Here is a 16186-nt window from a genome sequence, read left to right as displayed (position 1 = left end):
ACAAAGGCGCTACCCTGCCGCGCCGTCCGCACCAGGCGATTACTCACCAACCGCCTGCAGCTTCGGCTTGTCGTCGCCCGCGATCGGTGGCAGTTCGCGCACGCCCAGGGCGGCACGGACCTTGTTCTCGATCTCGCGCGCCAGGGCCGGACGATCCACCAGGAACTGACGGGCATTGTCCTTGCCTTGGCCGATGCGCTCACCGTTATAGCTGTACCACGAGCCCGCCTTTTCGACGATCTTGTTGTCGGCGCCCAGGTCCAGGATCTCGCCTTCGCGCGAGGTGCCTGCTCCGTACAGGATGTCGAAGTGGGCTTCCTTGAACGGTGGCGCGATCTTGTTCTTGACGACCTTGACCTTGGTTTCGTTACCGATCACTTCGTCGCCCGACTTGATCGAGCCGGTACGACGGATGTCCATGCGCACCGAGGCGTAGAACTTCAGTGCGTTACCGCCGGTGGTGGTCTCCGGGCTGCCAAACATGACGCCGATCTTCATACGGATCTGGTTGATGAAGATCACCAAGGTATTGGTGCGGTTGATCGAACCGGTCAGCTTGCGCAGCGCTTGCGACATCAGGCGCGCCTGCAGGCCCGGCAGCGAGTCGCCCATATCGCCTTCGATCTCGGCGCGCGGGGTCAGTGCCGCCACCGAGTCGATGACCACCAGGTCGACGCTGCCCGAACGCACCAGCGCGTCGGTGATTTCGAGCGCCTGTTCGCCGGTATCCGGCTGCGAAATCAGCAGGTCGCCCAGGTTGATGCCCAATTTTTGGGCATAGGTGACGTCGAGCGCGTGCTCGGCGTCGATGAAGGCGCAGGTGCCACCCAGTTTTTGCATCTGGGCGATGGTCTGCAGGGTGAGCGTGGTTTTACCCGACGATTCAGGGCCGTAGATCTCGACGATACGGCCGCGCGGCAGGCCGCCGACGCCCAGGGCGATGTCGAGGCCCAGCGAGCCGGTGGAAACAGTCTGCACTTCTTCGACCGGTGCGCTGGTGTCCATGCGCATCACCGAACCCTTGCCGAACTGCTTTTCGATCTGCGCCAGGGCGGCTGCCAGCGCCTTGCCTTTTTCAGAGGCGTTCAATGCGGATTTTTTGTCGTCCATGGTGTACTTTCAATCGTGGAGTAGGCAAGGTGTGGGCGCGCACGCGCACTTCAAGAGCCACTACTGTATAAAAATCCAGTGGTTTTTGCAAGCACTAATACGTGATCATCTTGTCAATAAATGGGTCAAGACTCGCATTGTTGCGACAAATCAAACACAATACGGGTCTGAGTTTGTACAACGCGAAAACCGAGGTGCCCCCATGCGAATTCTGCTCGCCGAAGATGATAGCGTACTTGCCGATGGCCTGACGCGATCCCTGCGCCAATCCGGCTACGCCATCGATTACGTCAAGAACGGCCAGGATGCCGATACCGCCCTCTCCACCCAGGAGTTCGACCTGCTCATCCTCGACCTCGGCCTGCCGAAGATGTCGGGGCTGGAAGTGCTGCGCCGCCTGCGCGCCCGCGCCTCGCTGCTGCCGGTGCTGATCCTCACCGCCGCCGATTCCGTCGAGCAGCGCGTGGAGGGCCTGGACCTCGGCGCCGACGACTACATGGCCAAGCCGTTCGCCCTGTCCGAGCTCGAGGCGCGGGTGCGCGCCCTCACCCGGCGCGGCGCCGGCGGCGGCCCGACCGTGGTGCGCCACGGTCCGCTGGTCTACGACCAGGTCGGCCGCAGCGCCTATATCAACGACCAGATGCTCGACCTGTCGGCGCGCGAGCTCGGCCTGCTCGAAGTGCTGCTGGCGCGCACCGGCCGCCTGGTGTCCAAGGAACAGCTGGTCGACCACCTGTGCGAATGGGGCGAGGAAGTGTCGAACAATGCGATCGAGGTCTATGTGCACCGGTTGCGCAAGAAGATCGAGGTCGGCGGCGTGCGCATCGCCACCGTGCGCGGCCTCGGCTACTGCCTCGAGAAATTCTCCGAAGCCAGCGCCGCCGCCGCCGCCGAACGCGCGGCCGCAGCGCCAACGGTCACCGCCGACAGGTGAACGGGCGCGACGCCGGCATCGCGGCCGAGCCGACCTACGTCCCGCCCAATCCCGAGCCGGACGAGAACATCCGGCACTCGCTGTTCGGCGAGATCCTCGACTGGATGCTGGCGCCGCTGCTGCTGCTGTGGCCGATGAGCATCGCCATCACCTACCTGGTGGCCAAGTCGATCGCCAACCAGCCCTTCGACGACGCGCTCGAAGACCGGGTCACGGTGCTGGGCCAGCAGGTGCGCAGCGTGGGCGGCAAGGCCGCCGGCCAGCTGCATGCGTCCGGCCGCGACATCCTGCGCGCCGACGACGTCGACAGCGTCTATTACCTGCTGGCCGGCCCCGGCGGCGAACTGCTGGACGGCGACCGCGACCTGCCGCGCCCCAGGAAGGACGCGTCCGACGAGCATGCGCGCAGCGGCGCGGTCGAGTTCCGCAACGACAGCATCCACGGCACCCCGATCCGGGTCGCCTATACCTACGTCAACCTCGACCCGCTGCACGAGCGGGCGCCGCAGCCGCCGCTCGAGCCACCGCTGGCCCTGGTGCAGGTCGCCGAAACGCTCGACAAGCGCGCGCACCTGGCGGGCGAGATCATCAAGGGCGTGATCCTGCCCCAGTTCATCATCCTGCCGGTGATCCTGGCCCTGGTGTGGTTCGCGCTGTCGCGCGGCCTGTCCCCGCTGGCCGAGCTGCAGCAGCGCATCCGCGCGCGGCCCCAGGACGACCTGTCGCCGATCGATCCGCGCCAGGTGCCGGAGGAGATCTCGCCGCTGGTCGGCTCCTTCAACGACATGCTCGAGCGCCTGGGCGAATCGGTGGCGATGCAGAAGCGCTTCATCGCCGATGCCGCGCACCAGATGAAGACCCCGCTGGCCGGCATGCGCATGCAGTCCGAACTGGCCCTGCGCCAGGTCGATGCGGCCGAAATCCACCGCTCGCTGGAGCAGCTGGCCAAGAGTTCGGAATCGGCCACGCGCCTGGTGAACCAGCTGCTGGCGCTGGCGCGCGCCGAGAATCAACCGCAGGCCGGCCTGGCCTTCGCCGAAATCGACCTGCCACTGCTCGCGCGCGAGACGGTGCAGGACTGGGTGCAGGCCTCGTTCGCGGGCGAGATCGACCTGGGCTTCGAGCCGCCCGCCGGCGACGAGGGCCCGGTCGTCATCGCCGGCCAGCCGCTGATGCTGCGCGAGCTGCTGTCGAACCTGATCGACAATGCGCTGCGCTACACCCCGGCCGGCGGCAGCGTCACGGTGCGCGTGCGCCGCGACGGCGAGCAAGCGCTGCTCGAGGTCGAGGACACCGGCCCCGGCATCGCCCCCAACGAGCGCGAGCGCGTATTCGAGCGCTTCTACCGCATCCTGGGCAGCAATACGCAAGGCAGCGGCCTGGGACTGGCGATCGTGCGCGAGATCGCGCAGCAGCATGGCGCCGAGATCGACATCTTCAACAATCCGCGCAGCCAGTCGAAACGCTTCCCGGGCAGCCTGTTCCGCCTGACATTCCCGCCGCCTGTCCATGAATCCCTCGATGCCGACTGACCCGACCCTTGAGAATGACGCGCGCCAGCGCGCCGCCGCCGCCCGCGCCCTGCACTGGGAGCGCAGCCGCAACATGACCCTGCTGCTGCTGGCGCTGTGGCTGGCGACCGGCTTTGGCACCGTGTTCTTCGCGCGCGAGCTGGCCCGCTTCGAAATCTTCGGCTGGCCGCTGTCGTTCTACATGGCGGCGCAGGGCGCGTCGCTGATATCGCTGGCGATCATCGGCTTCTACGCCTGGCGCATGCGCCAGCTCGATCGCGAAGCCAGGGCCGCCATCGGGGACGAGCCGCGATGAGCGCCAAGCCACCGTATTTCAGCAAGCTGGCGCGCTACTACCTGTGGTACACCGGCTGCTTCGCCCTGTTCCTGGTGGCGGTCGCCCTGCTCGAGCAGGAAGGCATGCCGCGCCTGTGGATCGGCCACCTGTTCATGTTCGCCACCATCGCGCTGTACGCGATCATCGGCGTCATCTGCCGCACCTCGAGCGTCACCGAATACTACGTCGCCGGGCGACGCGTGCCGGCCATGTTCAACGGCATGGCCACCGCCGCCGACTGGATCTCGGCGGCCAGCTTCATCAGCCTGGCCGGCGGCCTGTACCTGCAGGGCTTCGACGGCCTGGCCTTCATCATGGGCTGGACCGGCGGCTTCGTGCTGGTGGCGCTGCTGATCGCTCCCTACCTGCGCAAGTTTGCGCAATACACGGTGCCGGACTTCCTGGCGGCGCGCTACGGCGGCGGCGGCGGTGGACGCGGCGCCGCGGTGCGCGCGGTGGCAGTCGGCGCCACCATCCTGGTCTCGTTCACCTATGTGGTGGCGCAGATCTACGCGGTCGGGCTGATCGCCTCGCGCTTCACCGGCGTCGATTTCTCGGTCGGGATCTTCCTGGGCCTGGCGAGCATCCTGGTGTGCTCGTTCCTGGGCGGGATGCGGGCGATTACCTGGACCCAGGTGGCGCAGTACATCATCCTGCTGGTCGCCTTCTTGATTCCGACCATGTGGCTGTCGGCCAAGCATGCCGACAACCCGATCCCCGCGGTGGCCTACGGCTCGCTGCTGCCCAAGCTGACCGCGCGCGAGGCGGCGCTGGCGCAAGACCCGCGCGAGGAAGAAGTGCGCGCCGAGTTCCGCCGCCGCGCCGCCGAATATGCCGGGCGGGTGGCCCTGCTCCCCGAATCGTGGGAAACCGGCAAGCTCGACGCCCAGCGCCAGCTGGCGGCGGCGCGCGCGCGCAATGCCTCGCTGACCGAGGTGCGCCAGGCCGAGCGCGCGCTGGCCACGTATCCGAACTCGGTGGACGAGGCGCGTTCGCAATGGAGCGAGCGGCGCGACGCCAACCTGAAGCGCGCCCGGCCGCCCGAGCCGCATGCCGAACCCTTCCCCGGCGCGACCAAAGAGGAATCCGACCAGCGCCGCAATAACTTTTTGGCGGTGGTGTTCTGCCTGATGTTCGGCACCGCGGCCCTGCCCCACATCCTGATGCGGGCATATACCACGCCATCCGTGAACGACACCCGGGTCTCGGTGTTCTGGACCCTGTTCTTCATCCTGCTGGTGTACCTGACGATTCCGGCGCTGGCGGTGCTGGCCAAATACGACATCTATACCTCGCTGGTGGGCAGCGATTTCTCGTCCCTGCCCACCTGGATCTCGTACTGGGCCAATGTCGACAAGGCCAATCCGCTGGTGAGCGTGGCCGACATCAATGGCGACGGCATCGTGCAGCTGGCCGAATTCGCGATCGACGCCGACGTGCTGGTGCTGGCCACGCCCGAGATCGGCGGCCTGCCCTATGTGATCGCGGGCCTGGTCGCGGCCGGCGGCCTGGCGGCGGCGCTGTCGACCGCCGACGGCCTGCTGCTGGCGATCTCCAACGCGCTGTCGCACGACGTCTACTACAAGATGGTCAACCCGGGCGCCTCGACCCAGAAGCGGGTCACGATCTCGAAGCTGCTGCTGCTGGGGGTGGCCTTCATCGCGGCCTACGTGGCGTCGCAGAAGCCGGCCGATATTCTATCGCTGGTCGCCGCGGCGTTCTCCCTGGCTGGTTCCACGCTGTTCCCGGTGCTGGTGCTGGGCGTGTTCTGGAAGCGCGCCAACCACCAGGGCGCGATCGCCGGCATGCTCGCCGGCTTCGCGGTCTGCCTCTATTACATGCTGCGCGCCAGCCCGGCCCTGGGCGGCAGCCTGGATGACGCCTGGTTCGGCATCCTGCCGATGGCGGCCGGTGTGTTCGGAGTGCCGGCCGGGATGCTGGGCGTGGTCGTGGTGAGCCTGCTCACGGCGCCGCCCAGCCGCGGCAGCGAGGGCATGGTCGATTACATCCGGGCGCCGGAATAGGTTCAGACCTGGAAGTCCCAGTCCAGCGCACCGCGCTGGTGGCCCACCATCTCGGCCGACTCCACGAACCAGGTCGCAACCTGCTCCATACTCATGCCGCCATCCATCGCCGCCTGCCAGAAGGCCAGGCCGGCATCGTCAGCCGCGCGGTTGAACAGGGCCTGGTACAGCAGGGCGATGTCATGCGCGGCATCGCCGTTCATGGCACCGCCGGTCGCTGCATGCTCGCTAGAACCGATCATGTCGAGCACGATCGCGCCCCAGCTCACGCCGTCGTCGCGGCGGTCGACCCAGAACTCGATGCCGTAGACATCCGCCTGGCGCCCGAACACGGTCTGGTACATGCCGGCCAGCGTGTCCAGGCTGGCGTCGTTGGCGACGTCGATCGTGCCGTCGTCGAAGCGCAGTTGCTCGACGTTGATCACCAGCGCCGTCTCGTTCGGCGCGCCCTTGCGGCCGACCACCACGTGGCCGTGGTGGTAGTCGATCTGGTAGTCGTCGCGCGAGCCCGCGAAACTGGCTGCGTCGAGCGCCTGGCCGCCGTGCAGCACGGTGGACTTGGCGCCCGGCGCCTGCTGTGCGCTTGAGCGCCCCAGGACCGAGCCGGCATCGGGCGCGGCAAAGCTCAGCAGGTCGTTGCCGCCGCCGGCATACACCTGGTTCTCGCCACCGGCCACCACCGTGAAGTGCTGGCTGGCGGCGTCGCCGGCCAGGATGCTGCCGCTGCTGCCCGTGGACACCGTCGCCGCGCCGATCAGCGCCGCGAAATCGATGCCGACCAGGTCGATCGCGCTGCCGCTGGCCATGCCGCCGGTCTCGATCACCAGCGCCGTGCCCTGGCCGCCGCTTGCGCCGGCGCCGTCCAGTACCAGCGCGCCGCCGGCGCCGGTGTTGCTGACCGGCTTGACGGTGTGCACCAGCAGCGTGCTGTAGTCCAGGCCATTCAGGAACGACGTGCCGTTCTGGACCAGGTGGCCCTGGTCGTCCGGCGCATGGGTCGGCGTGGCTGCCTTGATCGCTGCGATCAGGAATTCCAGGCCCTTCTGCGCATTTGCAACGCCGCCGCTGCTCGACAGGCCGTAGCCCACCGGCAGCTGGGCCAGCAGCTGGACCTGGCCGCCGCCGGACGCCAGCGGAATATCCGCCAGGCTTGGCTGGCCATCGGTTTCGGTGCGGCCGCCAGTGACGATCGGCACCTCGACCGTGGTGCCGCGCACGCCGCCCGGCAAGGTCACCGGACGGGTCGTGACCGGCATGCCGTCGACCATCGTCGGCGGGTTCGGGTCCGGATTCGGGTCCGGATTCGGGTTTGGCGTCGGGTTCACGGGCGCCGCCTCGACCGTCAGCTGGAACGGTGCGCTGACCACCGACCCGTTGCCTGCGTCGTCGTACTGGACGACCCGCAGCGCATGCGCGCCAATGCCCAGGGTGATCGAGATGCTCCAATGGCCGTTCGTATCGGCGCGTTCTGAGCCGATTTCACGCTCGCCCTCGTACAGGCGCACCAGGGCGCCGGGCACGGCGCCGCTGCCTTCGATCACCTGGGTCGTGCTGCGGGTGATGCCATCGCCCACCGTGCCGGTGTCGCTGGCGGCAGCCAGCGTGGGCGCAGGCGGCGCGCCTGGCGCCAGCGTATCGAATGCCAGGGCCGGCATATTGCCGACGCTACCCTTGTTGCCGGCCAGGTCGAGATAGGAGTCGGCCTTGACCGAGATGCTGGCCATGCCGTTGTCCACGCCGTCAGTCGGCGTGAAGGTCACGGTGTAGCCCAGGCCACTGCCGCTGAGTGGTCCCAGCTTGCCGCCCTGGACCGCGATATCGTCCCAGGTGAAGCTGTCGCCCGGCGCTTCGCTGAAGCTGAAGGTGATGGTCGCCGTCTCGCCGCGCTTGAGCGTGTCCACGTTGCTGGACACCGTGACGGTGGGCGCTTGGGTATCGAGCTGGTAGTCCTTGGTGTACGCCTCGCCGGCGTTACCGATGACATTGACCACGCGCACCGAGATCGGGTGCGAGCCCTCGACCAGCGTGGTCCCGAACGACCAACTGGCGCCGTCGCTCTCCGCCCTGTTCCAGCTGTCGCCTCCGTCCAGCGACACCTCGACGTATTCGCCGGCCTCGAGTTCCGCGTCGAGGGTGCCGTTGAGGGTCTGGTCCGCGATGCGGGTGATACGGTCGGTTTCCGAGGCCCCGCTATCGCTTGACAGCTTGATGCTGTCGGCCATGGTGGACGGCGTGCCGGTGACGATCTCGATGTCCAGCGAATCGGATTCCGGTCCTTCATTGCCGCTGGCGTCGGTGACGATGGCCGTGATCGCGTGCTTGCCGGTGTCGAGCGCAGTCGCGGTGATGCGCCAGGCGCCGTCGACCGCCAGCGCCGAGCCGATCTCGACGCCGTCTGCATACAGCCGCACCGTGGCGCCGGATTCGGCGCTGCCGGTGAAGGTCGGCGTGGTGTCGCCGGTGATGTCGTCGACATCCGAGGTGCCGGTATCCGACGCTGCTTCGAGGTCGGGCGCCGAGGACGCGTCCGGCGCCTTCGTGTCGAACACCAGCTCCACGGGGGCGCCGGCGCCGCCGTTATTGCCGGCGGGGTCCACATAGCTGCCGGCGCCGACCCAGATGGTCGCCGTGGAGAGATCCTCGCCAGCGGTCGGGGTGAAGACGGCGGTGTACACCAGGCCATCCTTCTCCAGTTCGCCCAGCTTGCCGCCATGGACCCTGATGTCGGTATCGCCGAAGCTGACGCCCGGATCTTCGCTGAAGGTGAAGCTGATGGTCGCGGTCTCGCCGATCTTCAGGCTGTCGACGTTACTGGTAATGGCCAGGGTTGGCGGGGTGGTATCGATCGTGATCTGCTGGCCGGCGACAGCCTGGCTCTTGTTGCCGGCGGCATCGGTGGCGGTGGCGCTGATCGTGTGCGCACCGTCGTCCAGCGCGGCGGTGGGCGCGATCGACCACTGGCCGTTGACGGCGGTGCCGCTGCCGATCGGATTGCCCTCGGCATCGTAGAGGGTCACGGTGCTGCCCGATTCGGCGCTGCCGGTGAAGGTCGGCCGGGTGATGAACGTGATCCGGTCACCCATGGTACCGGAGTCGCTGCCGGGGGCCAGCACCGGCGCCGTCGGCGCCGCCGGCGCCAGGGTGTCGTAGGGGATCTGCGCCATCACGCCGACCTCGTTGCCGTTGCCGGCCAGGTCGAAGAATTTATTGCCTGCGACCGTGATGGTCGCCACGCCATCCTGGGTATTGGCGTCCGGCGTGAAGGTCGCGGTGCGCTCCGGGCCGGTGCCCGACAGCGCCGACAGCGTGCCGCCGCCGACCTTGAGGTCGCCCGCGCTGCCGTCCCACGAGAAGTTTCCGGGATCGTCGCTGAAGGTGAACGTGATGGTGGCGGTTTGGCCGGCCTTGAGCTGCTGGGCGCTGCTCTCGATCTTGACGGTCGGTGCTTCGGTATCGAGCGTGACCGTACGCTTGTCGACCAGGCCCTCGTTGCCGATCGCATTGATCACCCGCACCTGGTACTCGGTTGGCCCCTCGGTCAGGGTCACGCCGGCCAGCATCCAGGTATCGTCGCCGGCGCCGGCGCTGGCCGCGCGCCAGATCGCGCCATCCCACACCTCGACCTGCTCGCCCTGCGCCAGGGCTGCACTCAGCTTGCCGCTCAGCGTCTGCGCGGCGATCCTGGTGACGAGGTCGCCGTCGATTCCGCTGTCGCTCGCGAGGGTGAAGGTGGTATTCGTGATCGACGGCGCATCGGTGACGATGGTTACCTCGAGCAGCGGCGACGCGCCGCCCTGGTTGCCGGCCAGGTCGGACGCCTTGACAGTGAAATCGTAGGTCGCGCCGGCGAGTGCCTCGTCGACCGTGACGGTCCACTTGCCGTCGACTCCGGCCTGGCCGCTGCCGACCGCAGTCCCATCGGCGTACAGGGTAATGGTGGCGCCTTCCTCGGCGGTGCCGGTGAAGGTCGGCCTGGTGACGCCGGTAATATTGTCCTGGTCGTTGGCGCCGCTGTCCGATGCATCGGTCAGGTCCGGGGTAGACGGTGCGCCTGGCGCCGTGACGTCGAGTTCATAGCCATGGCTGAACGGCGCGCCCGGATTGCCGGCGGCGTCGAACACGCGCACCACCAGCGTGCCCTTGCCTGCCAGGGTCACTTCGGCGAGCGACCACTGCTCGCCGTTCGGGTCGACCGTGGCTGGGAAATAGGTAGTGCCATTGTTGAACGAGACACCGACCCATTCGCCCTGCGCCAGCGGCGCCGTCAGCTTGCCAATGACGGACTGGGCCGCGATGCTGGTGACGAAGTCGCCCTCGATGTTGGTGTCGTCCGAGAACGCCACGTCGGCGACCTGCGCCGCAGGTGCGGTGAAATCGATCGTGACCGAGGTGCCGCTCGAGACTTCGCTGACGTTGCCGGCGAAGTCGACCGCCTCGGCGGTGATGGTGTAGGTGCGGCCATCCAACTGGCTGGCAGTCACGGACCAGCTGCCGTTGGCCGTGGCGACGGCGCTGCCGATGAAATCGCCATCCGCGTACAGCCTGACCGTGGCGCCGCCTTCGACGCTCCCGGCCACGCCGTAAAAGGTCGGGGTGCGGACGTTGGTGATCGTGTCGGCCTTCGATCCGCTATTGCTGTCGGCGTGCAGCAGCGGCGCATCCGGTGCGTCCGGCGCCTGGCGGTCGACGGTCAGGTTCAGCGCCGGCGAAATGTCGCTCAGGTTGCCGGCGGCATCGCGACTGCGGGCCGTGATGGTATATGCGCCATGCCCCTGTGCGAGGTCGATCGACCAGCTGCCATCGGCCCCGACGGTCGTGCTGGCGCCGTCGATGGCGACGCCGTCGTTGTACAGCGTGATCAGGCTGCCTTTTTCGGCGCTGTTGGCTGCGCCGCGGATGGTCTGGGTGACGGCATTCGTGATGTCGTCGTCGTCGTGGGCGCCACTATCGCTCACGGGCGCCAGATCGGGCTGGAGCGGCGTGGCCGGCTTGACCGTATCGACAACCAGCTCGAACGGTTCGGAGGGCGCGCTGACATTCTGGGCGGCGTCGACGAGCACGACGGTGATCTGGTAGGTGGCGTCGGGCAGTGCGGTGTTGCTGGTCGCCGACCAGCTGCCATTGGCATTGGCGGTGGTCTGGCCGATCAGCATGGCGCCGGCGTACAGGCGCACCGTGGTGGCGCCCTCGACGCTGCCGGCGGCGCCGATAAATTGTGGGGTGTTGTCGCTGGTGATACCGTCGCCGGCCGCGCCGCTGTCGCTATCCGGATGCAGGACCGGGGCGGCCGGCTTGCCGGGCGCCAGCGTGTCGAAGGTGATCGATGGCGTGGCGCCGAAGCCTCCCAGATTGCCGGCCACGTCCGCGTAGGAATCGGCTTCCACCGTAATGCTGGCGGTGCCGTTGTTGGTGTTCTCGGTCGGCGTGAACGTGGCGCTGTAGGACTTGCCGTCCTGGCCAAGCGTCAGGTTGCCGAGCGTGCCGCCGGAGACAAGGACGTCGCCGCGCTCGAAGCCGGTCACCGCTTCACTGAATTTGAAGGTGACGGTCGTGGTCTCGCCGGCCTTCAGCGTGCTCTTGGCGCTGATGATTTCCAGCGTCGGCGCAGCCGTATCGATGACGATGGCCTTGCCGCCGCCGAGAGAATTGGGGCTGTTCAGGGCCGGCAGGACCAGCGAGGCATCGACCGTGCCGCCCTTCAGCTTGATGGTGGCGCCGGCAAGGCTGAGCGAGCCGGTGCTGAAGTAATTGAGGTCGGAACTGCTGTCGGTCGGCTGTACCGTGTATTTGAAGCTCAGGGTATCGGTGCCGCTGCCGCCGGTGTACACGGCGAGGCGGTCGGTTTGGCCGGTCTCGAGCAGCAGGGTGGGCGTGCCGCCGGCCACGACGACCTCCTGGTCGAAGGTGACGGTGACGGTGATTTCCTGGCCCGCCCGGTAGGCGTCGTCGATATTGGTGGACGAGACCGACGTGACGACCGGCGCCGGCGGCGGTGGAGGGCCTGCCGGCTTGATGTCCTTGATTTCAAAGTCGTCGAATACCAGGTATATCATTCTTCCGTTGTTCGACGTCGGATCGGCGAATACTTTCAGCTTGCTGATGCCGATCAGTCCGTCCAGAGGCACTGGAAGATAGGTCCCGTCCACGTCAGCGGAAGTCGTAATGGTTTTCGGGCTGCCGATGGGGTTACCGGATGCGTCATAGCCGACGAAAATCAGTTTCTGCTGTCCGCTATTACGGATTTCGAAGTTGGCCACATTGATCGATACAGGCGTGAATACTTGGCCAGTCTCGAAGGAGAACGTGATTTCGGTTTCGTCAATTTCCCCATCACTCGTGTCGGATGCGATGAAGGGATCCGACTCGTATGTCGATATATTGCTGCTCGTACCATCGATCTTCAATACGTAGGCGTCGCTGCCGCGGATCTTGTACAGGATATCGATTTCTGGATCGTAGTTCGGAGCACCGCTGCCCTTGCTGGAAAAATTCTCATATGTGTTGAAGTTCAGGATGATCGGTGCGAGCCAATCGCTGGCCAGCGTGCGATGGTACATCGCAGCCAGCGCCGGATCCACCACGGCCGGCGTATCGACGTCACCGCGCCTGACTTCCAGTTCCCAGTCGCCGCCAAGCACGGCGGCGCCGGTCAGGTTGCTCGACGCCGCCACGTCGGCGCCGGTGGCCGCCGCCAGGCTGCCGACCAGCGCCAGGCCCTCGTCGCCGGCGCCGACGTCGCAGCCATACAGCAGGATGTCGCCACCCTCCGCCATGCTGCGGCCGATCGCCTGCAGGTCGGCGGCATGCTGGGGCAAGTCGTCGGCGCTCAACATCAGCGAACCGAGGCTAATGCTGCCTTGCTGGCCGTGCGAAATCACGTGCAGGGCATCGATGCCGCTCCGTCCTTCCAGGGCTTCGGCGATCTGGCGCAGGCCATCGCGCGCGGCATCGAGAATGACGATTTCCTTGCCAGCACCGAAGCCACGGATCAGCGTGTCGATGTCGGCCACGTCGCTTTCGATGAAGACGATCTCGATACGTCCGCTGGCAATCGCCAGTTCCGGCACGGCCGCCGCCTGGCCATCGTCGACGCGCGCCGCGGCGCTGCTTGCGATGAACAATTCGCCGAGACCGGCTTGCTGGTGTTTGGACGTCATGCCTGTTTTCCTTGTTGTGCGTTCTGCGGTGCGATTACATTGGCGGCGCTGCCGGCGGTGTCAGTCCAGAAGGACATCTTGTCGAACCGGTCGAACAGATCGGGCGGGATGATGGTCTGGCGCGGCTTGTACTCCACCCGCGCGCGGACCTTGTGCAGCCCGGGGGCGCCGAGCTGCGCATCGAATTCCTCGGCATCGTAGTCGACGTTCTCGAAGTCGTGCTCGAAGCGCGGCTCGCCCAGGAAGTCATAAATCAGCGGCATGACCTTGCCCGGCGCCCGGCTCAGCAATTCGTAATCGACCAGCAGCAGCGACGACGCATGCTCGCCATAGAAGGCTTCACGCAAGGCGGCCCAGGGATGGCCGACGGTGCCGTCGTGCTGGCCCAGGCCTTCCAGCCGGCTGGTCACGGTGCCGCGCGCGCCGGCCGCGCCGAACAGGCGCGTGTGCTCGTACGGATTGGCGCGGTACAGGCGTTCGAAGCTGTCCATGATCCAGGCCACGCTGCGCACGCAGGCGATCACCTTCGCCTCCGGGAACAGGTCGCGCACCAGCGGCATGCGAGCGCACCAGGCGCGGCTGGTGTCGAACACCACCTCGCGGCCGACGTCCGCATAGTAGGAATCGAACAGGCCGCGCAGCAACTGGCGGCGCTTATCGCGACCGACCACCGCCCCGAACTCGCTGCCGGCGCTCACCTGCCCCAGCACGGCATTGCACAAGCCGCTGACCGGGCTGCTCATGCCGGCCTGGAAGCGCGGATTCTGCAGCAGGATGCCGGATAACAGGGTCGAACCGGACCGCGGGAGGCCCGAGATGAAATGGAATTTTTGCTGAGAAACAGCAGGCAGAGAAGTCATGAGAAACCAGCCGGCAGGACGACCGCGTGATCAGGTATCACTCGATGATGCTTCAGAAGTGGCCATGAAGCAACTAAATCCCCTGATGGATGTAGTATTCCCGACAAAGAATGCAAACCGGACAAGGCAATCGTGAAAATTGATGAGATTCTGTCCACGCACGAACTGCTACGCTGGGCAATGCCGACACTGGCCATATAACAACGATTTTTTACGGAAAACCCATGCCTGCATTTACCCGCACCGTGCGCGCCGCCGCGCTGGCCGCATTGGCCCTGTGCGCCGCGCCAGCCCCGGCCCAAGCGCCAGCCGCTGCGACCGCCCCGCCACCGATCTCCGCCTTCTACGCCAATGCCGCCTTCGGCGGCGCCAAGCTGTCGCCCGACGCCAGCCACCTGGCGGCGCGCTCCAGCGCCAAGGGCCAGCGCGACTTCCTGGTCGTGGTCGACCTGCGCAACAACAGCGGCAAGATCGTCGCCACCTATACCGATGCCGATGTCGGCGAATTCGAATGGGTCAACAACGAACGCCTGGTGTTCAACACCCGCGACAAGACCGTCGCCCAGGGCAACGCCCGCACCGCGCCCGGCCTGTACGCGGTCGACCGCGACGGCGGCCGCTTCGCGCAACTGGCCGAGCGCACCGGCGGCGGGATGGTGGCGGGCGGTTTCAAGGGCGCGCGCAAGCTGCTGCCCTGGAATACCTTCCTGACCGGCCAGAAAGGCGCCCAGGATTCAAACAATATCTATGTGATCCATCCGGTCAGCGACACCCGCGGCGAAACGCGCTACGTCGACCTGCTGCGCGTGGACACCGTGACCGGTTTCAGCCAGCCGGTGCCGCGCCCCGGCAATGCGCGCGGCTGGATGCTCGACCACAAGGGCGAGCCGCGGGTGGCCTCGACGATCGACCAGGGCAGCGTGACCCTGCACTACCGCGAACCTGCCAGCAGCGAGTGGCGCGTGCTGACCAGCTACAAGGCCTATGGCGACGGCAGCAGTGCCATCGAACCGGTCGGCTTCGGCCCTGACGGCACCTTCTATGTCGCGGCGCGCAACGGCAAGGACACCACCGCCCTGCATACCTTCGACATCGCGACCGGCAAGCTCAATCCCGAACCGCTGCTGGTCGCGCCGGGCTATGACTTCGCCGGCGGCCTGGTCACCAACCGCGCCGCGGTGCTCGGCATCGCCTTCACCACCGACGCTACCTCGAACGAATGGTTCGACCCGGGCATGAAGCAGGTCCAGGAAAAACTCGACAAGCTGCTGCCGGCCACCATCAACCTGGTGTCGGTCCCGGCCCAGGCCGATTCGCCGTGGGTGCTGGTGACCTCGTACTCGGATGTGTATCCGGCCAGCTTCGCGCTGTACAACAAGACCACTGGACTGCTGAACAAGGTCGGCGACTCGCGTCCCGGCATCGACCCGGCCCAGATGGGTCGCCAGCAATTCGTGCGCTACAAGGCGCGCGACGGCCTCGACATCCCGGCGCTGCTGACCCTGCCCCGCGGCAAGGGCAACAAGAACCTGCCGATGGTGATGCTGGTCCATGGCGGCCCGTACGTGCGCGGCGTTTCCTGGGGCTGGAACCCGGACGCCCAGTTCCTCGCCTCGCGCGGCTACGCCGTGCTGGAGCCGGATTTCCGCGGCAGCACCGGCTATGGCGCCCGGCACTTCAAGGCCGGCTGGAAGCAATGGGGCCTGTCGATGCAGGACGACCTGGCCGATGGCGTGCAATGGCTGGTCAAGCAGGGCACGGTCGATCCGCAGCGGGTCTGCATCGCCGGCGCCAGCTATGGCGGCTATGCCACCCTGATGGGCCTGGTCAACGATCCGGCGCTGTACAAGTGCGGCATCAACTGGGTCGGCGTGACCGACATCGGCCTGCTGTTCGACAATGGCTGGGGCTTCACCTCGGACCTGTCCGAGGAATACAAGGTGTACGGCATGCCTGAACTGATCGGCGACCCAGTGAAGGAAGCCGAGCGCTTCAAGGCCACCTCGCCGATCCAGCAGGCGGCGCGCATCACCCAGCCGCTGCTGCTGGCCTATGGCGGCGTCGATGTCCGGGTGCCGATCAACCACGGCACCGCCTTCCGCAGCGCCGTCATGCGCACGAATCAAAGCGTGGAGTGGGTCGAGTATCCGGACGAAGGCCACGGCTGGGGCCTGGAAAAGAATCGCATCGATTTCTATACGCGGGTCGAGAAATTCCTCGACAAGCATATCGGCAGCGGCGCCGCTCCTTGAA

At 66.7% G+C, this 16186-nt stretch carries 8 protein-coding genes; 5 read left to right on the top strand and 3 right to left on the bottom strand.

The window, feature by feature from the left end; genetic code table 11:
• Window positions 1–39: 39 nt before the first annotated feature.
• A complete protein-coding gene (gene recA, locus Q9246_RS00820) occupies window positions 40–1110 on the bottom strand; it encodes a recombinase RecA (RefSeq protein ID WP_306394701.1) in 1071 nt (356 codons plus the stop codon).
• 202 nt (window positions 1111–1312) lie between these two features.
• On the opposite strand from recA, the gene Q9246_RS00815 reads away from it, so the two are divergent.
• The 4 genes from Q9246_RS00815 to Q9246_RS00800 are packed head-to-tail and all read left to right on the top strand — an operon-like array spanning window position 1313 to window position 5916.
• Complete coding sequence (locus Q9246_RS00815) at window positions 1313–2044, top strand: response regulator transcription factor (RefSeq protein WP_306394700.1); 732 nt, start codon at window positions 1313–1315, stop codon at window positions 2042–2044.
• Window positions 2041–3576 carry a sensor histidine kinase gene (locus tag Q9246_RS00810; RefSeq protein ID WP_306394699.1) on the top strand — a complete coding sequence of 512 codons (1536 nt, stop codon included), beginning with the start codon at window positions 2041–2043 and terminating at the stop codon, window positions 3574–3576. Before Q9246_RS00815 ends, Q9246_RS00810 begins: the two co-directional genes overlap by 4 nt.
• Window positions 3566–3871 carry a DUF4212 domain-containing protein gene (locus tag Q9246_RS00805; protein WP_306394697.1) on the top strand — a complete coding sequence of 102 codons (306 nt, stop codon included), beginning with the start codon at window positions 3566–3568 and terminating at the stop codon, window positions 3869–3871. The genes Q9246_RS00810 and Q9246_RS00805 overlap by 11 nt, the downstream gene beginning before the upstream one ends.
• The gene (locus tag Q9246_RS00800) at window positions 3868–5916 is read left to right on the top strand and encodes a sodium:solute symporter family protein (RefSeq protein ID WP_306394696.1); all 2049 of its coding nucleotides are present in this window, start codon (window positions 3868–3870) and stop codon (window positions 5914–5916) included. The genes Q9246_RS00805 and Q9246_RS00800 overlap by 4 nt, the downstream gene beginning before the upstream one ends.
• Before the next feature lie 2 nt (window positions 5917–5918).
• Here Q9246_RS00800 and Q9246_RS00795 read toward each other — a convergent pair whose 3' ends face one another.
• Window positions 5919–13073, bottom strand: a complete 7155-nt coding sequence (locus tag Q9246_RS00795) for an Ig-like domain-containing protein (protein WP_306394695.1) — start codon at window positions 13071–13073, stop codon at window positions 5919–5921.
• A complete protein-coding gene (locus tag Q9246_RS00790; RefSeq protein ID WP_306394694.1) occupies window positions 13070–13933 on the bottom strand; it encodes a sulfotransferase in 864 nt (287 codons plus the stop codon). The genes Q9246_RS00795 and Q9246_RS00790 overlap by 4 nt, the downstream gene beginning before the upstream one ends.
• Window positions 13934–14157: 224 nt before the next feature.
• Here Q9246_RS00790 and Q9246_RS00785 point away from each other — a divergent pair, with 224 nt between their 5' ends.
• Window positions 14158–16185, top strand: coding sequence for an alpha/beta hydrolase family protein (locus Q9246_RS00785; RefSeq protein WP_306394692.1), 2028 nt, complete (start codon window positions 14158–14160; stop codon window positions 16183–16185).
• Window position 16186 lies beyond the last annotated feature (1 nt).

Origin of the sequence: Telluria beijingensis (assembly GCF_030770395.1) — a bacterium.
Classification (GTDB): domain Bacteria; phylum Pseudomonadota; class Gammaproteobacteria; order Burkholderiales; family Burkholderiaceae_D; genus Telluria; species Telluria beijingensis.
The sequence above is the reverse complement of the archived record's forward strand: the minus strand, read 5'-3'. Positions and strand labels throughout refer to the sequence as shown.